Annotated in this window: 26 protein-coding genes; 19 read left to right on the top strand and 7 right to left on the bottom strand. The window is 71.8% G+C overall.

Features of this window, described 5'->3' with window-relative positions:
- Positions 1-18: 18 nt before the first annotated feature.
- The 4 genes from ACIA8D_RS30660 to ACIA8D_RS30645 are packed head-to-tail and all read left to right on the top strand — an operon-like array spanning position 19 to position 3,983.
- Positions 19-942: an ABC transporter permease gene (locus tag ACIA8D_RS30660; protein WP_399237364.1), complete on the top strand. Its 924-nt coding sequence runs from the start codon at positions 19-21 to the stop codon at positions 940-942.
- Positions 935-1,858, top strand: coding sequence for an ABC transporter permease (locus ACIA8D_RS30655; RefSeq protein WP_399237363.1), 924 nt, complete (start codon positions 935-937; stop codon positions 1,856-1,858). The genes ACIA8D_RS30660 and ACIA8D_RS30655 overlap by 8 nt, the downstream gene beginning before the upstream one ends.
- A 6-nt stretch (positions 1,859-1,864) precedes the next feature.
- The gene (locus tag ACIA8D_RS30650; protein WP_399237362.1) at positions 1,865-2,851 is read left to right on the top strand and encodes an ABC transporter ATP-binding protein; all 987 of its coding nucleotides are present in this window, start codon (positions 1,865-1,867) and stop codon (positions 2,849-2,851) included.
- Positions 2,835-3,983 (top strand): ABC transporter ATP-binding protein, encoded by a 1,149-nt coding sequence (locus tag ACIA8D_RS30645; protein WP_399237361.1) that lies wholly within the window; start codon positions 2,835-2,837, stop codon positions 3,981-3,983. The genes ACIA8D_RS30650 and ACIA8D_RS30645 overlap by 17 nt, the downstream gene beginning before the upstream one ends.
- Before the next feature lie 132 nt (positions 3,984-4,115).
- Here the strand turns inward: ACIA8D_RS30645 and ACIA8D_RS30640 are convergent, their stop codons facing one another.
- A complete protein-coding gene (locus ACIA8D_RS30640) occupies positions 4,116-6,233 on the bottom strand; it encodes a prolyl oligopeptidase family serine peptidase (RefSeq protein ID WP_399237360.1) in 2,118 nt (705 codons plus the stop codon).
- 163 nt (positions 6,234-6,396) lie between these two features.
- Between ACIA8D_RS30640 and ACIA8D_RS30635 the strand changes: the two genes are divergently transcribed.
- The 8 genes from ACIA8D_RS30635 to ACIA8D_RS30600 all read left to right on the top strand — a co-directional run bounded on the left by ACIA8D_RS30635 (position 6,397) and on the right by ACIA8D_RS30600 (position 13,827).
- Entirely contained in the window at positions 6,397-6,591 is a 195-nt protein-coding gene (locus ACIA8D_RS30635) for a hypothetical protein (protein ID WP_399237359.1), read from the top strand.
- A 38-nt stretch (positions 6,592-6,629) separates the two neighbouring features.
- Positions 6,630-7,532: an N-acetyl-1-D-myo-inositol-2-amino-2-deoxy-alpha-D-glucopyranoside deacetylase gene (gene mshB, locus ACIA8D_RS30630; RefSeq protein ID WP_399237358.1), complete on the top strand. Its 903-nt coding sequence runs from the start codon at positions 6,630-6,632 to the stop codon at positions 7,530-7,532.
- On the top strand, positions 7,529-8,029 hold the full coding sequence (locus tag ACIA8D_RS30625) for a DUF6113 family protein (RefSeq protein WP_399237357.1): 501 nt from the start codon (positions 7,529-7,531) through the stop codon (positions 8,027-8,029). Before mshB ends, ACIA8D_RS30625 begins: the two co-directional genes overlap by 4 nt.
- Positions 8,030-8,182: 153 nt before the next feature.
- Positions 8,183-10,288, top strand: a complete 2,106-nt coding sequence (locus tag ACIA8D_RS30620) for a hypothetical protein (protein ID WP_399237356.1) — start codon at positions 8,183-8,185, stop codon at positions 10,286-10,288.
- Positions 10,289-10,404: 116 nt separating this feature from the next.
- Positions 10,405-11,313 carry an ABC transporter ATP-binding protein gene (locus ACIA8D_RS30615; protein WP_399237355.1) on the top strand — a complete coding sequence of 303 codons (909 nt, stop codon included), beginning with the start codon at positions 10,405-10,407 and terminating at the stop codon, positions 11,311-11,313.
- Entirely contained in the window at positions 11,310-12,053 is a 744-nt protein-coding gene (locus tag ACIA8D_RS30610; RefSeq protein ID WP_399237354.1) for an ABC transporter permease, read from the top strand. Before ACIA8D_RS30615 ends, ACIA8D_RS30610 begins: the two co-directional genes overlap by 4 nt.
- Positions 12,050-13,219 carry a sensor histidine kinase gene (locus tag ACIA8D_RS30605; RefSeq protein ID WP_399237353.1) on the top strand — a complete coding sequence of 390 codons (1,170 nt, stop codon included), beginning with the start codon at positions 12,050-12,052 and terminating at the stop codon, positions 13,217-13,219. The genes ACIA8D_RS30610 and ACIA8D_RS30605 overlap by 4 nt, the downstream gene beginning before the upstream one ends.
- Entirely contained in the window at positions 13,216-13,827 is a 612-nt protein-coding gene (locus ACIA8D_RS30600) for a DNA-binding response regulator (RefSeq protein WP_399237352.1), read from the top strand. The genes ACIA8D_RS30605 and ACIA8D_RS30600 overlap by 4 nt, the downstream gene beginning before the upstream one ends.
- Positions 13,828-13,843: 16 nt before the next feature.
- Here ACIA8D_RS30600 and ACIA8D_RS30595 read toward each other — a convergent pair whose 3' ends face one another.
- Both ACIA8D_RS30595 and ACIA8D_RS30590 read right to left on the bottom strand, forming a co-directional pair.
- Entirely contained in the window at positions 13,844-14,686 is an 843-nt protein-coding gene (locus ACIA8D_RS30595; protein ID WP_399237351.1) for a tetratricopeptide repeat protein, read from the bottom strand.
- Between the two features lie 38 nt (positions 14,687-14,724).
- Positions 14,725-15,729, bottom strand: coding sequence for a GNAT family N-acetyltransferase (locus tag ACIA8D_RS30590; protein WP_399237350.1), 1,005 nt, complete (start codon positions 15,727-15,729; stop codon positions 14,725-14,727).
- A 140-nt stretch (positions 15,730-15,869) separates the two neighbouring features.
- Here ACIA8D_RS30590 and fdxA point away from each other — a divergent pair, with 140 nt between their 5' ends.
- Both fdxA and ACIA8D_RS30580 read left to right on the top strand, forming a co-directional pair.
- The gene (fdxA, locus tag ACIA8D_RS30585) at positions 15,870-16,190 is read left to right on the top strand and encodes a ferredoxin (protein ID WP_385763672.1); all 321 of its coding nucleotides are present in this window, start codon (positions 15,870-15,872) and stop codon (positions 16,188-16,190) included.
- 139 nt (positions 16,191-16,329) lie between these two features.
- On the top strand, positions 16,330-17,433 hold the full coding sequence (locus ACIA8D_RS30580) for a bifunctional succinyldiaminopimelate transaminase/glutamate-prephenate aminotransferase (protein WP_399237348.1): 1,104 nt from the start codon (positions 16,330-16,332) through the stop codon (positions 17,431-17,433).
- A gap of 911 nt (positions 17,434-18,344) precedes the next feature.
- Here ACIA8D_RS30580 and ACIA8D_RS30575 read toward each other — a convergent pair.
- Positions 18,345-18,773 (bottom strand): ATP-binding protein, encoded by a 429-nt coding sequence (locus tag ACIA8D_RS30575; protein WP_399237347.1) that lies wholly within the window; start codon positions 18,771-18,773, stop codon positions 18,345-18,347.
- Between the two features lie 296 nt (positions 18,774-19,069).
- Entirely contained in the window at positions 19,070-20,020 is a 951-nt protein-coding gene (locus ACIA8D_RS30570) for a heavy metal transporter (RefSeq protein ID WP_399237346.1), read from the bottom strand.
- Between the two features lie 62 nt (positions 20,021-20,082).
- Between ACIA8D_RS30570 and dapE the strand changes: the two genes are divergently transcribed.
- Together dapE and ACIA8D_RS30560 are read left to right on the top strand one after the other, a co-directional pair.
- On the top strand, positions 20,083-21,165 hold the full coding sequence (dapE, locus tag ACIA8D_RS30565) for a succinyl-diaminopimelate desuccinylase (protein WP_399237345.1): 1,083 nt from the start codon (positions 20,083-20,085) through the stop codon (positions 21,163-21,165).
- A 102-nt stretch (positions 21,166-21,267) separates the two neighbouring features.
- Positions 21,268-22,017, top strand: a complete 750-nt coding sequence (locus ACIA8D_RS30560) for a TIGR00730 family Rossman fold protein (RefSeq protein WP_399237344.1) — start codon at positions 21,268-21,270, stop codon at positions 22,015-22,017.
- 18 nt (positions 22,018-22,035) lie between these two features.
- On the opposite strand, the gene folP is transcribed toward ACIA8D_RS30560, so the two are convergent.
- The gene (folP, locus tag ACIA8D_RS30555) at positions 22,036-22,896 is read right to left on the bottom strand and encodes a dihydropteroate synthase (protein ID WP_399237343.1); all 861 of its coding nucleotides are present in this window, start codon (positions 22,894-22,896) and stop codon (positions 22,036-22,038) included.
- 139 nt (positions 22,897-23,035) lie between these two features.
- Between folP and ACIA8D_RS30550 the strand changes: the two genes are divergently transcribed.
- Entirely contained in the window at positions 23,036-23,437 is a 402-nt protein-coding gene (locus ACIA8D_RS30550; RefSeq protein WP_399237342.1) for a DivIVA domain-containing protein, read from the top strand.
- Positions 23,434-24,033, top strand: a complete 600-nt coding sequence (locus tag ACIA8D_RS30545) for a DNA-3-methyladenine glycosylase I (RefSeq protein WP_399237341.1) — start codon at positions 23,434-23,436, stop codon at positions 24,031-24,033. The genes ACIA8D_RS30550 and ACIA8D_RS30545 overlap by 4 nt, the downstream gene beginning before the upstream one ends.
- A gap of 17 nt (positions 24,034-24,050) precedes the next feature.
- Here ACIA8D_RS30545 and ACIA8D_RS30540 read toward each other — a convergent pair whose 3' ends face one another.
- Positions 24,051-24,854 (bottom strand): enoyl-CoA hydratase/isomerase family protein, encoded by an 804-nt coding sequence (locus ACIA8D_RS30540; RefSeq protein ID WP_399237340.1) that lies wholly within the window; start codon positions 24,852-24,854, stop codon positions 24,051-24,053.
- Between the two features lie 320 nt (positions 24,855-25,174).
- Between ACIA8D_RS30540 and ACIA8D_RS30535 the strand changes: the two genes are divergently transcribed.
- Positions 25,175-25,342, top strand: a complete 168-nt coding sequence (locus tag ACIA8D_RS30535; protein ID WP_266713770.1) for a DUF3117 domain-containing protein — start codon at positions 25,175-25,177, stop codon at positions 25,340-25,342.
- Positions 25,343-25,403 lie beyond the last annotated feature (61 nt).

The following is a 25,403-nucleotide window of genomic DNA, read 5'->3' as shown; positions in this document are numbered from 1 at the left end:
TGACGTGAGGGAGGTGCCGTGGGGCGTTATGTGATCCGACGGCTGCTGCAGATGATCCCGGTGTTCATCGGCACCACGCTGCTGATCTTCCTCATGGTCAACGTCATGGGCGACCCGACCGCGGCGCTCTGCGGCGACAAGGCATGCGACCCGGCCACCCAGGCGGCGCTGCGCGAGCAGTTCCACCTCGACAAGCCGCTGGCGCAGCAGTACCTGATCTACCTCGGCAACATCTTCCAGGGCGACTTCGGCACCGCCTTCAACGGGGACTCCGTCGCCGACCTGATGCTGCGCGCCTACCCCGTCACCATCAAGCTGACGTTCGTGGCGATCGTCTTCGAGATCGTCATCGGCATCGGCCTCGGCGTCATCACCGGCCTGCGCCGCGGCAAGCCCATCGACACGGGCGTCCTCGTGCTGACGCTGGTCGTGATCTCCGTGCCGACGTTCGTGACCGGCCTCGTCGCCCAGCTCCTGTTCGGCATGCAGTGGGGGATCGTCAAGCCCTCGGTGGCGTACGAGGCGCCGCTGAGCGAGCTGATCCTGCCGGGCCTCGTCCTCGCCTCGGTCTCGCTGGCGTACGTGACCCGCCTGACCCGCACCTCCGTCGCCGAGAACGCCCGCTCCGACTACGTGCGCACCGCCGTCGCCAAGGGCCTGCCGCGGCGCCGCATCATCTGGCGGCACCTGCTGCGCAACTCGCTGATCCCGGTCGTCACGTTCATCGGCACCGACATCGGCGCCCTGATGGGCGGGGCCATCGTGACCGAGCGGATCTTCAACATCCGCGGCGTCGGCTACCAGCTCTACCAGGGCATCCTGCACCAGTCCTCGCCGACCGTGGTCGGCTTCGTGACCGTCCTGGTGATCGTCTTCCTGCTCGCCAACCTCATCGTCGACCTGCTCTACGCCGTCCTTGACCCGAGGATCCGCTATGCCTGAGCCCGTCACCCCGGTCACCGTCGAGGCCCAGCTCACGCCCGGCACGCCCGAGGGCGGCGGCGCGGAGGGCCCCGCGCGCTCGCTGTGGTCGGACGCCTGGCGCTCGCTGCGCCGCAACCCGGTCTTCATCGTCTCGGCGCTGATCATCCTGTTCCTGGTGATCGTCGCGATCTGGCCGCAGCTGCTCGCGAGCGGCGACCCCAACGACTGCGACCTCGCCCACGGCCAGGACACCTCCACCTCGGGACACCCCTTCGGCTACGACGCCCAGGGCTGCGACGTCTACACCCGCACCGTGTACGGGGCCCGGGCCTCGATCACCGTCGGCGTGTGCGCGACGGCCGGGGTGGCGCTCCTGGGCGGCATCCTGGGCGCGCTCGCCGGGTTCTTCGGGCGGTGGGCGGACGCCCTGCTGTCCCGCGTCGCCGACATCTTCTTCGGCATCCCGGTCATCCTCGGGGGCCTGGTCCTGCTGTCGGTGGTCACGTCGACTACGGTGTGGCCGGTGGTCGGGTTCATCGTGCTGCTCGGCTGGCCGCAGATCTCCCGGATCGCCCGCGGCTCCGTCATCACGGTCAAGGAGAACGACTACGTGCACGCGGCGCGCACCCTCGGCGCCTCCAACTCGCGCATCCTGCTGCGGCACATCCTGCCGAACGCCGTCGCGCCCGTGATCGTCGTCGCGACCATCGCGCTCGGTACGTACATCGCCCTGGAGGCGACGCTCTCGTTCCTCGGCGTCGGCCTCAAGCCGCCCGCGGTCTCCTGGGGCATCGACATCTCGAACGCCGCCCCGTACATCCGCAACGCCCCGCACATGCTGCTGTACCCGGCGGGCGCGCTGGCCCTCACGGTCCTGGCGTTCATCATGCTCGGCGACGCGGTGCGCGACGCCCTCGACCCCAAGCTGAGGTAGTCGCACATGGCACTGCTGGAAGTACGCGACCTGCACGTCGAGTTCCGCACCCGCGACGGCGTCGCCAAGGCGGTCAACGGCGTCAACTACACCGTCGACGAGGGCGAGACGCTCGCCGTGCTGGGCGAGTCCGGCTCCGGCAAGTCCGTCACCGCGCAGGCCGTGATGGGCATCCTCGACATGCCGCCGGGCCGGATCGCCGGCGGCGAGATCCTCTTCAAGGGCCAGGACCTGCTGAAGCTCAAGGAGGAGGAGCGGCGGAAGATCCGCGGCGCCGAGATGGCGATGATCTTCCAGGACGCGCTGTCCTCGCTGAACCCCGTGCTCACGGTGGGGGAGCAGCTCGGCGAGATGTTCGTCGTCCACAAGGGGATGTCGAAGAAGGACGCCAGGGCGAAGGCCGTCGAGCTGATGGACCGGGTCAGGATCCCCGCCGCGAAGGAGCGGGTGAGCCAGTACCCGCACCAGTTCTCCGGCGGCATGCGCCAGCGCATCATGATCGCCATGGCGCTCGCCCTCGAACCCTCGCTGATCATTGCGGACGAGCCGACGACCGCCCTCGACGTCACCGTGCAGGCCCAGGTGATGGACCTCCTCGCCGAGCTGCGGCGCGAGCTCGACATGGGGCTCATCCTCATCACCCACGACCTGGGCGTGGTCGCCGACGTCGCCGACAAGATCGCCGTGATGTACGCGGGCCGGATCGTCGAACAGGCGCCGGTGCACGAGATCTACAAGGCGCCCGCCCACCCGTACACCAAGGGCCTGCTCGAATCGATCCCGCGCCTCGACCAGAAGGGGCAGGAGCTGTTCGCCATCAAGGGGCTCCCGCCGAACCTCATGAACATCCCGCCCGGCTGCGCCTTCAACCCGCGCTGCCCGATGGCCCAGGACGTGTGCCGCACCGACGTCCCGCCGCTCGCCGAGGTCTCCGAAGGCCGCCGCAGCGCCTGCCACTTCTGGAAGGAGACCCTCGATGCCGCAACACGGTAAGCACGTGAGCAAGGACGACCTGAAGCGCGAGGGCAGGATCGCCGAGCACCTCCTCCACAAGGCACAGGCGGAGAACGACTACGCGCAGAACGGCTCGGCCTCGGGCCACGAACCGCTCCTCCAGGTCCGCGGACTGACCAAGCACTACCCGCTCACCCAGGGCGTCCTCGTCAAGAAGCAGATCGGCTCGGTGAAGGCCGTCGACGGGGTCGACTTCGACCTCGGGCAGGGCGAGACGCTCGGCATCGTGGGGGAGTCCGGCTGCGGCAAGTCGACGGTCGCGAAGATGCTCGTGAACCTGGAGCGCCCGACGGCAGGCGTCATCAAGTACAAGGGCGAGGACATCACCACGCTCTCGGGGCGCGCCCTGAAGGCCGTCCGCCGCAACATCCAGATGGTGTTCCAGGACCCGTACACGTCACTGAACCCCCGGATGACCGTCGGCGACATCATCGGGGAGCCGTACGAGATCCACCCCGAGGTGGCGCCGAAGGGGGACCGCAGGAAGAAGGTCCAGGACCTCCTCGACGTCGTCGGGCTCAACCCGGAGTACATCAACCGGTATCCGCACCAGTTCTCCGGCGGCCAGCGCCAGCGCATCGGCATCGCGCGCGGGCTCGCGCTGCGCCCCGAGATCATCGTCGCGGACGAGCCGGTGTCCGCGCTCGACGTGTCGGTGCAGGCGCAGGTGGTCAACCTCCTGGACCGGCTCCAGAAGGAGTTCGACCTCAGTTACGTCTTCATCGCCCACGACCTGTCGATCGTGCGGCACATCTCCGACCGGGTCGGCGTGATGTACCTGGGCCGGATCGCCGAGATCGGCTCGGACGCCGAGATCTACGACCACCCCACGCACCCCTACACGCAGGCGCTGCTGTCCGCGGTGCCGGTGCCCGACCCGGAGGCGCGCGAGGGCCGCGAGCGCATCCTGCTCGCAGGCGACGTGCCCTCGCCCGCCAATCCGCCCTCGGGCTGCCGCTTCCGTACGCGCTGCTGGAAGGCGCAGCAGAAGTGCGCGGACGAGGTGCCGCTGCTGGCCGTGCCGGAGGTCTTCAAGGGCGGCGACACCCCGGCGAGCCACCCGTCGGCCTGCCACTTCGCGGAGGAGAAGCAGGTCGTGCCGACCGACTGAGCGCTTTTACGTGGCGGCAACCCGGCCGACCCGACGCGGATATCTGGATCGGTCAGGGTGTTCCTCGTGCGGCCGTGCGGGTGCCGTGGAACCGGGCCGGGGCGCGCCATGTCGCTCCGGCCCGGACCCGTCTCAGGACAGGCCCAACGACCGCTTCAGGAAGTCCACCTGGAGCAGCAGCAGATTCTCGGCGACCTGCTCCTGCGGCGTCATGTGGGTCACGCCGGACAGCGGCAGCACCTCGTGCGGGCGGCCGTCCGCGAGCAGCGCGGAGGACAGCCTCAGGGCGTGCGCCACGACGACGTTGTCGTCCGCGAGGCCGTGCACGATGAGCATCGGCCGGTGCTGCTCGGCGGCCTCCGTGAGCCCGTCGTCGGTCACCACGGAACTCTTGGCGTACGTGTCGGGGGACGTGGCCGGGTCGCCCAGGTAGCGCTCCGTGTAGTGCGTGTCGTACAACCGCCAGTCCGTGACCGGGGCGCCCGCGATGCCCGCGTGGAAGACGTCGGGGCGGCGCAGCACGGCGAGCGCCGACAGGTAACCGCCGTAACTCCAGCCGCGCATCGCGACCTTGGACAGGTCGAGCGGGAACCGGTCGGCGAGCGCGTGCAACGCCGTGACCTGGTCGTCGAGGGTGAGCGTGAAGTCGCCGTGGATCGACTTCTCACGTCCTGGCGAGATGCCGGGCGTGCCGCGCCCGTCCGCGACGATTACCGCGAAGCCCTGGTCGGCGAACCACTGCGAGGTCAGATGCGGGTTGTGGGCCGCCACGACGCGCTGCCCGTGCGGGCCGCCGTACGGATCCATGAGGACCGGCAGCGGGCCGTCCCCCTCCTGGTAGGAGGAGGGCAGGAGAACGGCGCACGGGATGCCCGCCGCTTCCGTGAGCGTCACGCGCGGGGAGAGCAGGGGGCGGGCGGCGTGCGAGGCGATGTCGATCGACTTTTCGGGGGTCTTCCCCTCGCGCTCCACGCGCGCCCGTGCGCCGGGTGAGTCCGGTGTGGCCGACACGAGGACCGTCACGTCCCCGGAGCGGACCGCGGAGTGCACGCCGGGCTCCGTCGACACGCGCTGCAGGCCGAGCTCGTTGACCCGGTAGACGTGCACCTCGCCGGTCTCGGGGAACTCGGCGTCGGCCCCCGCCGAGGCGGCGACCAGCACGTCGCTCTCGCCCACGTCGAGCACCGCGCGCACGTGCAACTGGGGTCCGGTCAGCGGCCGTTCGCCCACCGCGAGGACCCGCGCGCCGCCCTCGTCGGCGATCCGTACGAGCTGCCCGCTCGGCGACCAGCACGGCACGCCCGGCAGCAGCTCCAGCCACTCGTCGTCCTCGTCGGCGTGCACCATGCGCGTCGAACCGTCGTCCGTGTTCACCGCGAGGTAGAGCGCGCTGCGCTGGTCGCGGGCCTGGACCAGGAGCAGCGGGGCGCCGTCCGCGGACCAGTGCACGCGGGCCAGGTACGGGTACGCCTTGCGGTCCCAGGTCACCTCGGTGCGGGAGCCGTCGAGGTCGTAGGCGAACAGGCGCACCTCGGCGTTGGGCGTGCCGGCGCGGGGGTAGGCGACGCGGGCCGGCTCCCGGTCCGGGTGCGCGGGGTCGGCGATCCACCAGCGCGCCACGTCCGCGTCGTCGGCGCGGGCCACGAGCAGTCGGTCCGAACCGGGTGACCACCAGTGGCCGCGGTACCGGGACATCTCCTCGGCCGCGGCGAACTCCGCGAGCCCGTACGTCACGGTCTCCGACTCCGGCTCGGCGAGCGCCCGGTCGTCCGCGCCCTCCGCGCCGACGACGCGCAGCGCGCCCCTGGCGACGTACGCGACGTGCCGCCCGTCGGGGGAGGGGCGCGGGTCCAACACGGGCCCCGGCACCCGCAGTTCCCGCGCGGTGCCCACCCGCAGCTCGGCCGTGAACAGGCGCCCCGACAGGGCGAACGCGGCCAACTCGACGGCGGCGTCCGTCGCATATCCCACGATGCCGGCGCCGCCCTCGCGGCTGCGCTCGCGCCGGGCCCGCTCCTCGGCCGACAGGTTCTCCGCGGCCCCGCCGAGCAGGGCCACCGGATCGGCGGCCACCCGTTCCTGACCACCCGCCACGTCAAGCACCCACAGCGCGTTCGCCCGATCGGTGCCCGAGGAGGAACGCAGAAAAACGACACGCTCGCCGTCCGGCGCCACCGTGAAGGCACGCGGCGCCCCCAACGTGAAGCGCTGGGTGCGCGCGTGCTGACGGGGGAAGGTCTCGATGGTCATTCAGGCAGCCTAGGAGAGATGAGGGCCGCGCGCCCCCGTGCGCTCCCGGTCGCATCGGGTGCTCCCTGATCGCGACTCGTGCGCGGGCACGGATAGTTATGATCGTTAGCAGTGCGTGGGTACGAGTCCGTCGGCGACCGGATCACTTTGGAGGAGGACCGCTGTGGCACTCTCGATCTCGGCCGTGGTGCTGTTCGCGATCATCGTCTTCATCCTGATCAAGAAGTCGGGACTGAAAGCGGGGCACGCGGTCGTGTGCGTGCTCCTTGGCTTCTACCTGGCGAGTTCGTCCATCGCTCCCACCATCAAGGAGCTGACGACGAACGTGGCGGACATGGTCGGCGGCATCAAGTTCTAGCCGCGCCCGGTGTCGGTGGGGCGTTCTAGGCTGGGGGCATGACGGAAAAGCCAGGTCGGCGCCTGCTCCTCGTGCACGCCCACCCCGACGACGAGTCGATCAACAATGGCGCCACCATGGCCAAGTACGCCGCAGAGGGCGCCCGGGTCACGCTGGTGACCTGCACGCTCGGCGAAGAGGGCGAGGTCATTCCGGACGAACTGGCCCATCTCGCCCCGGGCCGGGAGAACATCCTCGGCCCGCACCGGATCGGCGAGTTGGCCGCCGCCATGAAGGAGCTCGGCGTCACCGACCACCGCTTCCTGGGCGGCCCGGGACGCTTCCGCGACTCCGGGATGATGGGTGCCCCGCAGAACGAGCGGGAGGGCGCCTTCTGGGCCACGGACCTCGACGAGGCCGCGGCCCACCTCGTCGCCGTGATCCGCGAGACCCGCCCCCAGGTCCTGATCACGTACGACCCCGACGGGGGCTACGGACACCCCGACCACATCCAGGCCCACCGCGTCGCGATGCGCGCCGCCGAGCTCGCCGCCGAGACCGCCTTCCGGCGCGACCTCGGGGAGCCGCACACCATCGCCAAGGTCTACTGGAACCGCGTGCCGCGCTCGGTCGTCGAGGAGCGGTTCCGGTGGCTCGCGGGCGTGCTCGACACCACACCCTTCGACGTCGCCGCCGCGGTGGCCGACGTGCCGGGCGTCGTCGACGACGAGCGGATCACCGCCGAGATCGACGGACGGCCGTACGTGGAGCGGAAGGCGGCCGCGATGCGCGCGCACGCCACCCAGGTCGCCGTGCCGGACGACCGCGGCGTCTTCGCGCTGTCCAACAAGCTCGCGCAGCCGCTGTTCGACACCGAGTGCTACGAGTTGGTGCGGGGCGAGCCCGGATCGCCGTACGAGAAGGACCTGTTCGAGGGTCTTGAAGGAGTGACCGAGCGATGAGCGGCGACAAGAACCGGCGGGCCGCGGCGTCCAGCGGAAAGGCCTCCGGCGGAAGTGCCTCCGGCGGAAAGGCGGCACCCGGTGGGGCGGCGGCGCAGAACGTCGACCTGCCCTTCAGTTTCAGTGGATTCGGCGCCGGGCGGACGGCCGTCCTGCTTGTCCTTTTCGTCCTTGGCGCGGTCGTCGCGGTCGGCGGGGCGCTGGTCCAAGGGGGCTGGTTCCCGGGCGGGTTGCTGCTCGCGCTCGTCGGGGCGGCCGGCCTGTTCCACGCGGGTGCGCGGCTGGCAAGTGGTCGCGCGGGCGCGGTCGCGCCGGCGGCGGGCTGGGTGCTGGCGGTGATCCTGCTCACCGCGAGCCGCCCGGAGGGCGACTTCTTGTTCGGCGCAGGAGCCGGCTCGTACCTCTTCCTCCTCGGAGGGATGGCAGTCGCTGTGATGTGTGCCACCTTCTGGCTGCCGGGGCAACCACCCGCTTCCGCCGCCCGACTTGGGAAGTGACGGAGCACCTTGGGGCGTCGTGCGGCGCCCGCCGTTCCGGATTCGTCATCCGTCGCACCGTGACTTCCGGCGGCGGACAGTATGGTGGTGCGCGCCGCCGAGCAGCCCGCGCGAGGTCGAGACGGGCGGCGGAGCCAACCGGGAGAACCTGCCTTGAGTCGTGAAACTGACAGTTCGTCCTCCGGGCCCCAGGGGCGCGGCGCTGCCGCCTACCCGTCGGGGACGCCTCCGTACGGATCGCCTGCGCAGGGCGCGGCGTCCGACGACGCCGGTCCGACGCCGCCGGGCGACCAGGGCGCGGAGTCACCCAAGACCGAGACGACGCTGACGACCCGGATCCGGATCAACATCCCCGGTTCCCGGCCGATCCCGCCGGTCGTCATGCGGACGCCGATGAGCGATGTCGACGCCAACCCGGACAGCGGCGCCGGCCGCAGAGCCGACGCGGCCCCCGCGCCGGACGCGACGCAGGGCGGCCGTCCCGCGTCGCCTCCCGCGTACGGCGGACAGGCGGACCCGGGCCCGGCGCCCGCCGCCCCAGAGCCGCCCGCGCCCGCCGCTCCCGCGCCGCAGCGCGAGGAGAAGACGAGCGACTGGTTCGCGCCGCGCAAGCCGCGCGGCGGAGCGGGCGGCCCGGCGACCGGCGCGGTGCCGTCGGTCGGCACGGGTGGCCCGGCCACCGGTGCGGGCGCGCCCACGCCGTCCGCCCTGGGCCCCAACGGCGGCAACCCGTCCGGCACTTCGGGCGACCCGCTGGGCGGCCCCACCGGCGGCTCCGCCAACGGACCCATGGGCGGCCCCTCGGGCGGCCCGTCCGGCGGCTCCTCCGGCGGGTTCGACGTGTCCGGCGCCGTGGCGGCAGGCCCCCTCGGTACGGGCGGCGCCCCCGGCCCCCGCGACGATCTGCCGTTCTTCTCCGCCAACCAGGACCCGGGCGCGCCCGACCGCGGCGAAGGCCCCACCGGACCCGCGGGCCCCACCGCGGGCCCGGCTGCCGGCGACGGCCCGATGGTCCCGCCGAACGCCCCCAACCCGCCGGTCCCCGGCGCCGGTCAGTCGCCGCCGCGGATGAGCGACGACACCGCGATCCTCACGCCGCAGAAGCCCGCCCCGGAGCCGCCCGCGGGCGGCAACAGTGGCAACGTCTCGGGTGACACGCTCACCAGCGGCATGCGCGTCGTCCCCTCGGCCGGTGGCGGCCCCAAGAAGCCCGGCGCCGCCGACCCGTTCCAGCAGGGACCGGACGGCCCTGCCGTGCACACCCCGCCGAAGCTGCCCGACCCGGTGCCGTCCACCCCCGCGCCGAAGAAGAAGCAGGGCCGCAACAAGCTGGTGCTGCTCGGCGCCGGCGTCGTCGTACTGGCCGGAGTCGCGTACGGCGCGGGCCTGTTGATGAACCACGCCGACGTGCCCAAGGGCACCACCGTCGCGGGCGTCGACATCGGTGGCGGCACCCGTGACGAGGCGACCACCAAGCTGGAGAACGCCCTCGGCAAGCGCACGGAGCAGGCGCTGAAGCTACAGGTCGGCGGCAAGACAGTCGCGATGCGGCCGGCCCAGGCGGGCCTCTCGTTCGACACCGCGTCGACCGTGGCGGCCGCAGCGGGCAGCGACTACAACCCGGTCTCCGTGATCGGCTCGCTGTTCGGCAACGAGCGGGTCGTGGCCCCCGTCATGCCCGTCGACGAGGAGAAGCTGGCCGCGTCCCTGCAGCGGGCCGCGGGCGGCGCCGCGGCGTCCGGCGAAGGCACGATCAAGTTCGCGCCGGGCAAGGCCGTTCCCGTCTACGGCAAGACCGGCAAGGGGCTCGACCTCGCCCAGTCGGTGTCCGCCGTCAAGGACGCGTACCACGCGCAGATCGAGACCGGCGCGTCCGGAGCGGTCCCGCTGGCGACGTCGACGCAGAAGCCGACGATCTCGGACGCCGAGGTCGACCGGAAGATGCAGCAGTTCGCCGAGCCCGCGATGTCCGGACTGATCACGGTCAAGGCGGGTGGCGCCTCGATCCAGTTCGGCCCGGACAAGTCGCTGCCGAAGATCCTCAGCGTGCAGCCGGTCAACGGGAAGCTGGTCGAGAAGTACAACCTCCCGGAGCTCAAGAAGCTGTACGGCACGACCTTCGACGGCGTCCTCGTCACCCGCGGCACCGGCAAGAAGACGCCGGTCCAGCCCACGGACGTTGCCGCCGCCATCGGCAAGGCGCTGCTCGGCAAGACCACGGCCGAGCGCACCGCGGAGATCCAGACGAACGTCGGGTAGCCCCCCGCTCGCGCATCGGCGCACCCGCGTCACGAGTCCCGCATGACATCCGTCATGCGGGACTCACGCTTGTCGACACTGCCGCGCACCCCCGCCCACCGGCGACGCTGAATGCCATGACGACACACGCAGCGGTCACCTTCAGCGGGGTGACGAAGACGTACGGCACCGTGCGGGCGGTCGACGGCCTGAGCCTCGAACTGCACGCGGGGGAGACGGTCGCCCTGCTCGGCCCGAACGGCGCGGGCAAGTCCACCACCCTCGATCTGCTCCTCGGCCTGCGCCCCGCCGACACCGGCGAGGTCCGCGTCTTCGGCACGAGCCCGCGCGAGGCGATCACCGCGGGCCGGGTCGGCGCCATGCTGCAGAGCGGCGGCCTGATGGACGAGGTGACCGTGCGCGAGCTCGTCCGGCTCGGCTGCGCCCTGCACCCGAAGCCGTACCCGGCCGACGAGGTGCTGGCCCGCGCGGGACTCACCCAGATCGCCGACCGCAAGGTCAACAAGCTCTCCGGCGGCCAGGAACAGCGCGTCCGCTTCGCCCTCGCCACGGCCGGCGACAGCGACCTCATCGTCCTCGACGAGCCGACGACCGGCATGGACGTGAGCGCCCGCCAGGCGTTCTGGGCCACCATGCGCGAGCAGGCCGAGCAGGGCCGCACGGTGCTGTTCGCCACGCACTACCTGGAGGAGGCCGACGCGATCGCCGACCGCGTCCTCGTACTGCACCGAGGCCGCCTCCTCGCCGACGGCACGGCCGCCGAGATCAAGGCGAAGGCCGGCGCCCGCCGCGTCGCCTTCGATCTGGAGGGCGAGATCGAGGAGACCGCGATCAAGGCGCTGCCGTTCCTGACGGGCGTCTCCATCAGCGGCCAGACCGTGCGCATCCAGTCCACCGACGCCGACGCGACCGTGCACGCGCTCTACGGTCTCGGCGTCTACCCCCGCAACCTCGAAGTCGCCGGGCTCGGCCTTGAGCAGGCGTTCGTGGCCATCACCGAGGCCGAGGAGGCCAAGTCGCGATGAACAGCCTGATCAAGCTGGAACTCACCCGCGCGCTGCGCAACAAGAAGTTCCTGTTCTTCTCCGTGATCTACCCGTCGGTCCTGTTCCTGCTGATCGCGGGACAGTCCACGACCTCCGACGTCGTCACGGGCACCGGCGGCCTGAACCTGGCCGCGTTCATGATGGTCTCCATGGCCTCCTTCGGCGCGCTCACCGCCGTCCTCATGGGCAACAGCGAGCGCATCGCGAAGGAGCGGGAGAACGGCTGGGTACGGCAGTTGAGGCTGACGACGCTGCCCGGCCGCGGCTACGTCCTCGCGAAGACCGCGAGCGCCGCCGTCGTCTCGCTCCCGTCCATCGTGGTCGTCTTCGTCGTGGCCGCGGTCTTCAAGGACGTACGGCTCGACGCCTGGCAGTGGCTCGCGCTCACCGGCGCCATCTGGGCGGGCAGCCTCTGCTTCGCCGCGCTCGGGGTCGCCATCGGCTACGTCGCCTCCGGTGACGCCGTCCGGCCGATCACGATGATCACGTACTTCGGGCTCTCGATCCTGGGCGGCCTGTGGATGCCGACGACGAGTTTCCCGCAGTGGCTCCAGGACATCGCCGAATGGCTGCCCACCCACGCGTACGCTGCCCTCGGCCAGGCCATCGAGGTGGGTGGCGCCCCCGAGGCCAAGGACGTCGGGCTGCTCGTCGTGTACTTCCTGCTCTTCGCGGGCGGCGCGGCCTGGCTGTACCGGAAGGACACCTTGAAGGCGTGAGTACGGAACCGGACGGGCAGCGGGACGTCCCGAAGATCGGGCAGCCGCCGGAGAACCGCCGCGAGACGCTCCTGAAGCTGCTGTGGATCGGCATGTGGCTGGCCTTCCTCGGCAGCCCGGTCGTCGACCTGGCGCAGGGCGACTACGGCACGACGGGCACGATCCTCGGCTCGCTCGGTCTCGTCGCCTTCGTCGGCTGCTACGTCGTCCTGGTCATGCGCCGGATGGGCCGCCCGCTCGGGCGGCTCGCGGTGCACGCGTCGCTGGCCCTGTTGCCGGTGCTGGCCGTCGTCCTCTCCCTGACCCTCGGGGCCGACTGGCTCGTCCTGTTCGTGTACATCTCCGTGGCCTGCGGGGCGGTCCTGCCGCTGCGCTGGACCCGGCTCGCGATCCTCGCCACGACGGCCGTCATGGTCGGTGTGGGGCTGCTGCTCGACACGGAGCCGCAGTACTGGCTCCTCGTGCCCGCCCTGCTCGCCGGGTTCTCGATGATCGGCGTACGCGAACTGGTCCGTACGACCAGGGAACTGCAGGAGGCCCGGGCCCAGGTCGCCCTGCTCGCCGCCAACGAGGAGCGGCTGCGCCTCGCCCGCGACCTGCACGACCTGCTCGGCCACTCCCTCTCGCTCATCACGCTCAAGAGCGAACTGGCCGGCCGGATGCTGCCCGACCACCCCGGCAAGGCGGCCGACCAGGTCGCCGACATCGAGAAGGTCAGCCGACAGGCCCTCGTCGACGTGCGCGAGGCCGTCAGCGGCTACCGGCGCGCCCGCCTCGGCACCGAACTCGCGGGCGCCCAGGCCGCACTGACCGCGGCCGGCATCACCGCGGACGTGCCCGCCGAGGCCCCGGAGCTGCCCGAGACGCAGGAGTCGGCGCTCGCCTGGACGCTGCGCGAGGCCGTCACCAACGTCGTACGGCACAGTGGCGCGCGGCGCTGCGTCGTCGACGTCACCCGGCGCGAGACCCTCGAAGGGCCGCGCGTCGAACTGACCGTGGAGGACGACGGCTCGGGCCCCTCGGGAACACCCCCGGGCAACGGGCTCACCGGCCTCGCCGAACGCCTCACCGCGGCCGGCGGCACCCTGGAGACGGGCGCGGCAGGCAGCGGCGGCTTCCGCCTGGTGGCCCGGGTACCGGCCGCCTCCGTAGGATCCGCCGCATGAGCACGATCAAGGTGTTGCTGGCCGAGGACCAGTCGATGGTGCGCGAGGCGCTGGCCGCGCTGCTCGGCCTGGAGCCGGACATCGAGGTCGTCGCGCAGGTGGCGCGCGGCGACGAGGTGGTGGCGGCGGCCCGCGCGCACGCGGTGGACGTGGCGCTCCTCGACATCGAGATGCCGGGCTGCACGGGCATCGAGGCGGCGGCTCTGCTGCGCGAGGCGCTCCCGGAGCTGAAGGTCGTCGTGCTCACCACCTTCGGCAGGCCCGGCTATCTGCGCAGCGCCATGGAGGCGGGCGCGGCCGCGTTCCTCGTCAAGGACGCCCCGGCGGCGCAGCTTGCCGACGCCGTGCGCAAGGTGCTCGCGGGTGAGCGCGTCATCGACCCCTCGCTGGCGGCGGCGGCCCTCGCGGAGGGCGCGAACCCGCTCACCGACCGCGAGCGCGAGGTGCTGCGCGCGGCGGCGGACGGCCGCACCAACGCGGAACTGGCGGCCGCCCTGCACCTGTCGCAGGGCACGGTCCGCAACTACCTGTCGGTGGCGATCCAGAAGCTGGCGGTGCGCAACCGGGCGGAGGCGGTGGCCGCCGCGCGGGAGAAGGGCTGGCTGTAGTCGGCTTCCCCAGGCGTCAGTTCAGCATCGCGCGGGCCGCCCGTGCCTGCTCCCGCACCGACTCCGCCGCCGACTCGTCGACGGCCCCGACCACCTCCGCGTACGCCTCCAGCTCCACCGCGCCGGTCACGAAGTCCCCGCGGCGTACGAGGAGCTGGGCCCGCTCGTAGCGCAGCCGCGCCGGGTGCGCGGGCAGCAGCAGCGACAGCTCCACGGCCCACAGCGCCACGTCGGAGCGCTCGGGGCGCGTCGCCGCCCACGCCCGGATGTTGTTGAGGATCCGCAGCACCACGTCCAGCGGATCGGCGGGCACCAGCATCGAGGGGTCCAGCGGGCCGCCCGTCGCCCCCGCCACCAGCGTCCGCGCGTCGGCTCCCGTCAGCACCCGCCCGCCGTCGAACGGATCGGCCAGCACCTGCTCGTCGGCGGGGCCGAAGCCGACCACGAAGTGCCCCGGCAGGGCCACCCCGCACACCGGCGCCCCGGCCCGTCTGGCCACCTCGATCCACACCACCGACAACAGGATCGGCAGCCCTCTGCGGCGCCGCACGACCTCGTGCAGGAGGGAGGACTCAAGGCGCTGATAGTCGTTCGGCGTGCCGTGGAAACCGGTGCGCGCGCCGAGCAGCTCCGCGCACGCGGTGGCCCAGGCGTGCGGCGAACCGGGCCGGTACGGCAGCCGTCCCGCGAGCTCGTCCAGCGCGATCTGCACGGCGTCCATGCCGGCCTCGTCGAGCGAGGGGTCGCCCTGCGCGGCGAGCAGCAGACACAGCTGCGCCAGATCGGGCCGCTCGGCCCGCGCCTCCTCGGCGAACCGCCGCCGCAGCTCTGTGGAACGGGGGGAAAGGTGGGGGGACATACGTGCCTCGTGCCCTTTCGGGCCGATCGATTAGCGGGTCACCGCGGACTGTGTTCCGGAGCACGGTAGTGGTGATAGGCGTGATGCGTGGCGAAACCCAGGCGGTCGTACAGGGCGCGCGCCCCCTCATTCTCCGCCTCGACCTGGAGCCAGGCCGCCGACGCGCCCTCGTCGAGCGCCTGCCGGGCGAGCGCCGTCATCACGTCCGTGGCGAGTCCCCGGCGCCGCTGCGCGGGGTCGACCTCGACGGCGGCGAACCCGGCCCACCGCCCGTCGACCACGCACCGCCCGATCGCGGCGGGCACGGTGCCGTCGCCCGGCACGGTCGCGAACCACACCGAGGGCCCGGCGCGCAGCACCTTCAGGGCGACCTCGCTCGCTCCCTTGCGCTGGTACCGAGCGAGCCACGCCTCGTCCGGCTCCCGGCTCAGCAGCACGTGCGGCGCGTCCGGCGCGTCGCCGATCGGCGCGAGCGCGGCGATCCGCAGCTCGGCGCTCACCTCGCGCACCCAGCCGCGCTCCTCGAGGCCCGCGCACAGGACCTCCTGCGCCCCCTCGGCGCCGGTCGCCGTCTGCGCGTACGCCGGAAGGCCACGGGCCGCGTACCACTCCTGTACGTGGCGCAGCGCGTCATCGAGGGGACGTCCCGGGTCCCCCAGCGGGAGCACCGAGTTGGCCCGCCGGGTGAAGCCCTCGGAGGCGCGCAGCTCCCACTCGCCCAGCCGCTCGCTCTCGATCGGCCGCCACGCGCGCGAGGCGACGCGGGCGAGCTCCGGATACGTGGCGGACGGGCCGCGGCGACGGGCGGGGGCGGCGGGCACGACCTTCCCCGCGACCAGCGCGGACTCCTCGATCCGCACACCTTCACCGTTTCTCCGTGTGATGAGGAGCACACCATCGTTCCACGATGTGAGAACTCCGACGGTGTCGGTGAACTTTCGACCCGCGGAACCGTCCTCGCTCACCCGTCGCACAGAGACGCGTTTCCCCACGTCATCGCCTGAAATATGAACTTCCAGGCGTCCGCCCGCAGTGAATTCCACAGCTCGCCCCACCCCTCCTGTTCGGATCATGCCCGGGAACGGAGATACTAGAGGCGGGCATCGACGACGCCGCGCTCCCGCGCGCCAGGCGGCGGAGCCTGCGGAGGCCCGCCAGCGCCCTATCGAGGAGGAACGACAGCGTGACCTACGTCATCGCGCAGCCTTGTGTCGACGTCAAGGACAAGGCGTGCATCGAGGAGTGCCCGGTCGACTGCATCTACGAGGGCAAGCGGTCCTTGTACATCCACCCGGATGAATGCGTCGACTGTGGTGCCTGTGAGCCGGTCTGCCCGGTCGAGGCGATCTTCTACGAGGACGACACTCCTGAGGAGTGGAAGGACTACTACAAGGCGAACGTCGAGTTCTTCGACGATCTCGGCTCGCCCGGTGGTGCCTCGAAGATGGGCCTGATCGACAAGGACTACCCCTTCATCGCCGAGCTGCCGCCGCAGAACCAGTAGCCGAACCAGTGACTTCTGAGTTCAGTACCTTCTGAGTTCAGCGGCACGCACAGGCGCTGCCCCGGTCCCGTACGGCTCTGACTGCCGTACGGGACCGAGGCATTTGTTCCACCATCCCGTAAGAGAGCGAGCTGACCAGGTGTCCACCGTCCCGGCCCCCATCGACCGCATCCCCGCCTTCCCCTGGGACAAGCTGGAGCCGTACAAGAAGACGGCCGCGGCGCACCCGGACGGCATCGTCGACCTCTCCGTCGGTACGCCCGTCGACCCGGTGCCCGAGCTGATCCAGAAGGCGCTGGTCGACGCCGCGGACTCGCCGGGCTACCCGACGGTCTGGGGCACCCCGGAGCTGCGTGACGCGCTCGTCGGCTGGTGCGAACGCCGGCTCGGCGCCCGCGGCTTCGACCACACCAACGTCCTGCCGGTCGTCGGCTCCAAGGAGCTCGTCGCCTGGCTCCCCACCCAGCTGGGCCTCGGCCCGGGCGACAAGGTCGCCTACCCGCGCCTCGCGTACCCCACGTACGAGGTGGGTGCCCGGCTGGCCCGCGCGGACTACGTCGTCTACGACGATCCGACCGAGCTGGACCCCACCGGGATCAAGCTCCTGTGGCTCAACTCCCCGTCGAACCCCACGGGTCGGGTCCTTGCCAAGGACGAGCTGAAGCGCATCGTGGACTGGGCGCGCTCGCACGGCATCCTGGTCTTCTCCGACGAGTGCTACCTGGAGCTGGGCTGGGAGGCCGACCCGGTCTCGGTCCTGCACCCGGACGTCAACGGCGGCTCGCACGAGGGCCTGGTCGCGGTCCACTCGCTCTCCAAGCGCTCGAACCTGGCGGGCTACCGCGCGGCGTTCATCGCGGGCGACGCCTCCGTGCTCGGCCCGCTCCTCCAGATCCGCAAGCACGGCGGCATGATGACCTCCGCGCCGACGCAGGCGGCGGTCGTCGCGGCGCTCGGCGACGACGAGCACGTGCGGGTGCAGCGGGAGCGTTACGCGGCCCGCCGCGAGGCGCTGCGCTCGGCTCTGCTGGCCCACGGGTTCCGCATCGAACACAGCGAGGCGAGCCTGTACCTGTGGGCCACCCGCGACGAGTCCTGCTGGGACACGGTCGCCGCCCTGGCCGACCTCGGCATCCTGGTGGCCCCCGGCGACTTCTACGGCGAGGCGGGCGCCACCTTCGTCCGCGTGGCCCTGACGGCCTCCGACGAACGCGTGGCAGCAGCGGTGGCCCGTCTGACCTGAGGCACGGTACGGGGGCGCCGACGGGCCGGCTCCACCACCTGGCACCCCCGTTTCCCTCGCCCATCTCCCACCCGTCTCCCACCCACCCGCCCCCTCCGGGGGCGTCGGCCCGACGGGGTGCGATCGGCCGCACCGCGCCTTGGGGTCACAGCCGCGGGGTCGGCACCCCGCGGACTACCACGGTCGACGGGGACCGCGACGGTTGACAGGTGCCGCGACGGTCGACGTGAACCCCGACGGTCGACGTGAACCCCGACGGTCGACGTGAACCCCGACGGTCGACGTGAACCCCGACGGTCGACGGGGACCGCCACGGTCGACGGGGACCGCCACGGTCGATCCACCGCCATTCCCGTCTCCCCGCCCATCTCCCACCCACCCGCCCCCTCCAGGGGCGTCGGCCCGACGGGGTGCCGCACCCTGCCGCTGCCACGGGCCGCGGTCGAACGCCCCCCCCGCGAGGAAGGTTCCCCACCCTTTGCGGTCGGCCGTCGCCCGCCGTGGGCAATCTGGCGCGGGGGACGGTTCCCCACCCTTTGCGGTCGGCCGCCGCCCGCCGTGGGCAACCCGCCGCAGGGACGGTTCCCCACCCCTCGCGGTCGGCCGCCGCCCCGCCTAGGGCAACCCGCCGCGGGGACGGCTCCCCACCCGGGACGGCGGGCCGCCACTCGCCTTGGGCAATCTGCCGCCTTGGGCGGCAGGGTGGGCAAGGCGGCGCCCCGGTGCCGCGCACCGTCACGGTGGCTCCAGCCACGACGTGGGCAGGGTGCCGCGCACCGTCACGGTGGCCCCGCCACGACGTGGACACGGTGCCGCGTACTGACCACGACAGCCGCCCCCCCCGGTACAGCAGCAAAACGGGGTGCCAGGAGCAGAACGCTCCCGGCACCCCGTTCCGGTCAACCCGGCGGTCAGCCGATCGGCAGGCCACCCAGCGCATCGGTCGGCAGACCGCCACCACCCACCGGCAGCCCACCATCGGTCGCCGCCCCGGCCGTCTCGCCGAGCACGTCACCCGCACTGCCGGCCGCGCCACCCGCGGCCTCCTGCGCGGCCGGCGCCGCGGTCTTCGCACCCGAGCCCACGACCTTGCCCGCCGCCGGAACGGCCTTCTCGACGGCCTTGCCGCCGGTGGCACCGGCCATGCCGGTGGCGTTCTGCGCCGCGCCGTCCACGGTGCTGCCCACGTTCGCGCCGTCCAGCGCGGTCACGCCGCCCAGGTTCGACGTGGCCGGAAGGTCGACGGCGCTGGCGGAGCCGGCCGCACCGACCACGGGTGCCGCTCCTGCCGCTACGAGCAGCGCGGCACGGGCGATCCGGCGGGTCAGGGGGAGGGACATGATGCTCCTTCAACGGGAGAGAACGTTTGGTGCCCGGCTGCCGTGCGGCGACCGGACGCCGTGACAACCGCCCCAGGCCCCAGGAAGGTTGCGGGTCGGAAACGTAAAGGGTTCGCAATGCGTCGCATTATCGGTTGTGGGCAGAAACGGGCAAAGTGCACGCATCGCCGACCACTGCAGAACCCTTACAGCGCCCCGCTCGCAAGGGTCTTGGGGGCAGCGCCCCACCTCACTCGAAGGGGCCTCTCCGGCGTCCACCCCGCATGATCCGCATTACCCGTTCGGGTGAGCGCGGGCTACTGCCCGGTGACGATGCGGACCTCGCCGACGGACATCGAGGCCGCAGGACCGGACCGCCCGCCCCGCTGAGCGGACGACGCCTTGCGCCAGGAGTCGCCGGACTCGCCGGCGGTCCACTCGCGTCCCGCGTAGGAGACCCGCTCGATGCGCAGCGCCGAGGAGTTGGCCACGGCCCACTGCGCCAGCTCCCAGCCGCGCTGCCGCTCCCCGCCCTCGGCCGAGTCGACGGTGGCGGGCACGGGGACGCGGACGGAGTTCCCGCCGGGCCCCTTCGCGGGGGCCACGTCCCGCCCGAAGTCACGGGCGAGTGCGGCCCGCACGCGCGCGGGGTCGCCCGAGCGCGCGGCGTCGGTGCCGGCCACCCGGCCTTCGCAGGTGAGCGACGCGGCGGCGCGGCCGGTCAGCGAGGCGGCCAGCAGCGTCGCGTCCGGCTCGTGCTTCGCGTACGCCTGCGGGTAGCCGCTGCGCTGCACGCGCTGCGCGGCCGCGGTCAGCGGGAGCCGCGAGTAGCCGGGGATCTCCGCCAGGTGCGCGTAGAAGCGCTCGGAGGCGTACGCCGGGTCCATGATCTGCTCCGCCGTGCCCCAGCCCTTCGTGGGGCGCTGCTGGAACAGGCCCAGCGAGTCCCGGTCGCCGTGCTCGATGTTGCGCAGCCCCGACTCCTGGAGCGCCGTCGCGAGGGCGATCGTGATGGCGCGCTCCGGCATGCCGCGCGAGGTGCCGACCGCGGCGATCGTCGCCGCGTTCACCGCCTGCTCGGAGGTGAACTCGTACGACGCCCCGGCGCCCTTGCCGGTGTGCGCCGAGACGACCGTGCATCTCGGCTTGGGGCGGCCCCCGGTGGCGTACTGCACGGCCACATATGTGGCCACGGCGAGCAGCACTACGACGGCCGCGCCGATACGGAGGAGGCGGCCGCGCCGGACGAGAGTGGGGGGCTCAGGCACGCGTCCAAGGTACTGGAGTCCACTGACAGGACCCCCGTCCCATGGGTATTAGGCTCGGTGCCATGGACCGTACCTCCCTTGACCTCACGCAGGACGCCGCGCGCCTCACGGCGCAGTTGGTCGACTTCGCCTCGCCCAGTGGCAGCGAGAAGGAGCTGGCCGACGCGATCGAGGAGGTCCTGCGGGAGCTGCCGCACCTCACGGTCGACCGGCACGGCAACAACATCGTGGCGCGCACGAACCTGGGGCACGAGGAGCGGATCATCCTCGCGGGGCACATCGACACGGTCCCGATCGCCGACAACGTGCCCTCGCGGCTCGACGAGAACGGCGTGCTGTGGGGCTGCGGCACCAGCGACATGAAGGCGGGCGTCGCGGTCCAGCTACGCATCGCGCAGACGGTCCGCGAGCCCAACCGCGACCTCACGTTCGTCTTCTACGACAACGAAGAGGTCGCCGCACACCTGAACGGGCTCGGACATGTGGCCGACGCCCACCCCGACTGGCTGGAGGGCGACTTCGCGATCCTCCTGGAGGGGACGAACGGCGACGTCGAGGGCGGCTGCCAGGGCACCCTGCGCGTCATCCTGAAGACCAAGGGCGAGCGCGCCCACTCCGCGCGCGCGTGGATGGGCAGCAACGCGATCCACGCCGCCTCCCCGATCCTGGAGCGCCTCGCCGCATACGAGCCGCGCAAGCCGGTCGTCGACGGCCTGGAGTTCCACGAGGGCCTCAACGCGGTCCGCATCGAGGGCGGCGTCGCCACCAACGTCATCCCCGACGAGTGCGCCGTCACCGTCAACTTCCGCTACGCGCCCGACCGCTCGATGGCCGAGGCCGAGCAGTTCGTCCGCGACTTCTTCGCGGGCTGCCCCATCGAGGAGATCGTCGTCGACGACCACACCGGCGGCGCGCGCCCCGGCCTCAACCACCCGGCGGCGGCCGCCTTCGTGACCGCCGTGGGCGGCGAGGTGCGCCCCAAGTTCGGCTGGACCGACGTCTCCCGGTTCAGCGCGCTCGGCGTCCCGGCGGTGAACTACGGCCCCGGCAACCCGATCTTCGCGCACAAGATCGACGAGCGGGTCGACACCTCGCTCATCCTGGAGGGCGAGAAGCGCCTGGCCGCCTGGCTCACCGCTTCCTGATCCTCGGCTTCTCGATACGCCGAGGTCCCGCGCCTGTAACCCGCGTAGATCTACCCTTGCTCTACGCAAGTGCGTGATTCATGCGCGGGAAGGGAGCAGACGATGAGCAACCCGGAGGGCAAGCGACGTCCCAAGGAGCAGCGGACGGGGCCGGTGGTCCGGCGCCGTGACCAGATGCAGCCAGGGACGAGCGACCAGCGTCTGCTCGACACCGAAGGCCCTTCGGGGTGGGTGCACACCGACCCGTGGCGGGTCCTGCGCATCCAGTCGGAGTTCATCGAGGGCTTCGGCACGCTCGCCGAACTGCCGCCCGCGATCAGCGTGTTCGGCTCGGCCCGCACCCCGGAGGACTCACCGGAGTACGCGGCCGGTGTGGCCATCGGCAAGGCCCTGGTGGAGGCCGGCTTCGCGGTGGTCACCGGCGGCGGCCCCGGCGCCATGCAGGCGGCCAACCAGGGCGCCGTGGAGGCCAAGGGCACCTCGGTCGGCCTCGGCATCGAGCTCCCCTTCGAGCAGGGCCTCAACCCGTACGTCGACCTGGGCCTGAACTTCCGCTACTTCTTCGTACGGAAGACGATGTTCGTGAAGTACGCCCAGGGCTTCGTGGTGCTGCCCGGCGGCCTCGGCACCCTGGACGAGCTCTTCGAGGCGCTCACCCTCGTGCAGACCACGAAGGTGACGCGCTTCCCGATCGTCCTCTTCGGCTCGCAGTACTGGGGCGGCCTGGTCGACTGGCTGAAGAACACGGTGATCGCCCAGGGCAAGGCCTCGGAGGCCGACCTGCTGCTGTTCCATGTCACGGACGACGTGGAGGAGGCGATCACGCTGGTCACCAAGGAGACCGGCAAGTAGGCCCCCGGAAGAGGTCCGCTACGCGAGTCCCCGGCGGGCGACCGCCGGGGGCCTGTGGCCCGCGATGGACGCCACCATGTCCAGCACCTGCCGCGTCTCGGCGACTTCGTGCACCCGGTAGACCTGTGCCCCGAGCCACGCCGACACCGCCGTGGTCGCGAGCGTCCCGATGACCCGCTCCTTGACCGGCTTGTCGAGGGTCTCGCCGACGAAGTCCTTGTTGGACAGGGAGACGAGCACCGGCCAGCCCCTGTCGACCATCTCCGGAAGGCGCCGCGTCGCCTCCAGGGAGTGCCGCGTGTTCTTCCCGAAATCGTGTCCGGGATCGATCAGCACGGACTCGCGCGGCACCCCGAGGGCGACGGCCCGCTCCGCGTAGGACACCGTCACGTCCAGGATGTCCGCCATCACGTCCTCGTACGTCACCCGGTGCGGGCGCGTGCGGGGCTCGGCGCCGCCCGCGTGCGTGCAGACGATGCCCACCCGGTGGCGGGCGGCGACCTCCGCGAGCTTCGGGTCGGCGCCGCCCCACGCGTCGTTGAGGAGATCCGCGCCCGCCTCGCACACGGCGTCGCCGACCTCGTGCCGCCAGGTGTCGACGCTGATGATCACGTCGGGGAAGCGGCGCCGCACCTCGGCGACGAAGCCGACGGTCCGCCGCGCCTCCTCCTCGGCGGTGACCTCCTCGCCGGGACCGGCCTTCACCCCGCCGATGTCCACGATCATGGCGCCCTCGGAGACCGCCTGCTCGACACGGGCGAGCGCGGGCTCGTCCCGGAAGGTGGCGCCCTGGTCGTAGAAGGAGTCCGGGGTCCGGTTCACGATCGCCATGATCACCGGCTCGTGCGCACCGAATTCGTGCTGGCCCAGCCTGAGCATCCCCTGTGACTCTCCTTCTGGTTCTGTCTTGTTCCCGGTCGAACGTCGTCTGCGACCTTAACTGTCGGTGCGGCATGGCACGATCGAAGCCTGACGGTTGAGGGCCGCACGGCCCGTTCGAACCCAGGGGACGGCAGACATGGTCATGTTCTTGTTTCTGGTCGCCGCGCTGGTCGTGGTGATCGCGGCGGTGACGTTCGCGGTCATCGGCGGCGGCGACAGCGGCACGCTGCGCGACGAGCCGTCCCAGTTCTACGCGGACCCGCTGCCGCCCGACCGCCCCTTGGCCCCCGCCGACCTGGAGGCGCTCCGGTTGCCCACGGCGGTGCGGGGCTACCGCATGGCGGAGGTGGACGACGCGCTGAACCGCCTCGGGGCCGAACTGGCCGAGCGGGACGCGCGCATCACGGAACTGGAGGCCGCCCTCACGTCGGCCCACAGCCAGGCGGGCCCGCAGCCGGCCGAGCGCCGCCCGGACACGGGTTACGCGCCGCCCGACGAGTACGGATTCGGATTCGGAGCGGGGGAGGGATTCCGGTGAGCGAGCCGACAGGGGGCGCCGTCCCCGGTCCCGACGGAAAGCCGCGCTGCCCCTGGGGTCTGTCGACCGAGGACTACGTCGTGTACCACGACGAGGAGTGGGGCCGCCCGGTCCACGGCGACGATGCGCTGTTCGAGCGCCTCTGCCTGGAGGCGTTCCAGTCGGGCCTGTCCTGGATCACGATCCTCAGACGCCGCGAGGGCTTCCGCGCCGCGTTCTCCGGCTTCAAGATCGCGGACGTGGCGGCCTTCACGGACGTCGACCGCGAGCGCCTGCTCGCCGACGCGGGCATCATCCGCAACCGGGCCAAGATCGACGCGACGCTCGCGAACGCGCGCGTGCTCGTGGACTGGGCGCCCGGCGAGCTGGACAAGCTGATCTGGTCGTTCGCGCCGGACGCCGCCACCCGCCCGGCCCCGAAGGTGCTGGGCGACGTGGCGGCGATCACCGACGAGTCGACGGCCCTGTCCAAGGAGCTGAAGAAGCGCGGCCTGCGCTTCGTGGGACCGACGACGGCCTACGCGCTGATGCAGGCCTGCGGCCTGGTCAACGACCACCTGGTCGACTGCGTGTCCCGTGCGCGTACGAAGGTGTGAGTCCGGTGTGAACCGGGTCAGCGCCCGAGGTACTTCGGGCGCTCCTTCGCGATGAAGGCCTGCACCGCGATGGTGTGGTCCTCGGAGGCGCCGGCCCGCGTCTGCAACTCGTCCTCCTTGTCGAGCGCCTCGTCGAGGGAGTGGTCCCCGGCGAAGGCGAGGGACTCCTTCAGCGCGGCGTAGGCGACGGTCGGACCCTCGGCGAGCGTGCGCGCCAACTTCCGTGCCTCCTCGGCGAGTTCGGCGGCCGGCACCAGGCGGTTCGCGATCCCCAGCTCGTACGCCTCCTGGGCCTTCAGGGAGCGCGGGAAGAGCAGCAGGTCGGCCGCGCGGCCGGGGCCGATCAGGCGGGGCAGCGTCCAGGACACCCCGGAGTCGGCGGTCAGCGCCACGCCCGCGAACGAGGTGTTGAAGGACGCGCTGTCCGCCACGATCCGGTAGTCCGCGCAGAGCGCGAAACCGAACCCGGCGCCGGCCGCCACGCCGTTCACCGCGGCCACCACGGGCTTCGGCATCTGGGTCAGGGCCCGCACGATCGGGTTGTAGTGCTCACGCACCGTGTTCATGGTGCGGCCCTCGCCGGACTCCTTGTCCGCGAGCAGCGAGCCGACGTGTTCCTTGAGGTCCTGGCCCACGCAAAACGCCCGGTCGCCGGACGCGGTGAGGAGCACCGCCCGCACCGCCTCATCGGCGGCGGCCGCCTGTACCGCGTCGCGAAGGGCGACCTTGGACTCGGTGTTCATCGCGTTCATCGCCTCGGGGCGGTTCAGCGTGATCGTCGCGAGCCCGTCGCTCACCTCGTAGAGCACGGTGTCGGCCATGGGACTCCTCCTATGCGGTCGCTCAGTCGTCCGTGCTCAGCATGACGTAGATCACGACGCATGGAACGCTCTCGGCATGTGACCTGCGTCTAACAAATTCGCGTCGGCTGGGGTCCGAAGATGGCGCAGTATCGCAGTCGGATCCCCGAATTGAGTGGTTTTGGTCAAGTGCGTTGCGCAAGCGATGCAGACCGATGTTGGTCATCGGGTCCCGCGATGCGGGATAATGGCCTGGAAGCAATGTGTTCGATGCCGGTGACGTGTGCCCATCCATAGGGCCGTCGGCTGACGATGAGCTGGTTTCAGGAAGGGGAACGAGCATGGCGGCCATGAAGCCGCGGACGGGTGACGGCCCGCTCGAGGTGACCAAGGAGGGGCGGGGCATCGTCATGCGCGTTCCGCTCGAAGGCGGCGGTCGGCTCGTGGTCGAGCTGACGCCGGACGAGGCAAGCGCCCTCGGTGACGAACTGAAGAAGGTAGTGGGCTGACACCTTCTGCACCCGCGTCCCTTCCCCGCAGCGGTGGGGTGGGGCCGGTCGTCGGCTGACG

The organism is Streptomyces sp. NPDC051684 (assembly GCF_044453445.1).
Lineage (GTDB): Bacteria > Actinomycetota > Actinomycetes > Streptomycetales > Streptomycetaceae > Streptomyces.
This window is presented reverse-complemented; position numbering and strand designations above follow the sequence as displayed.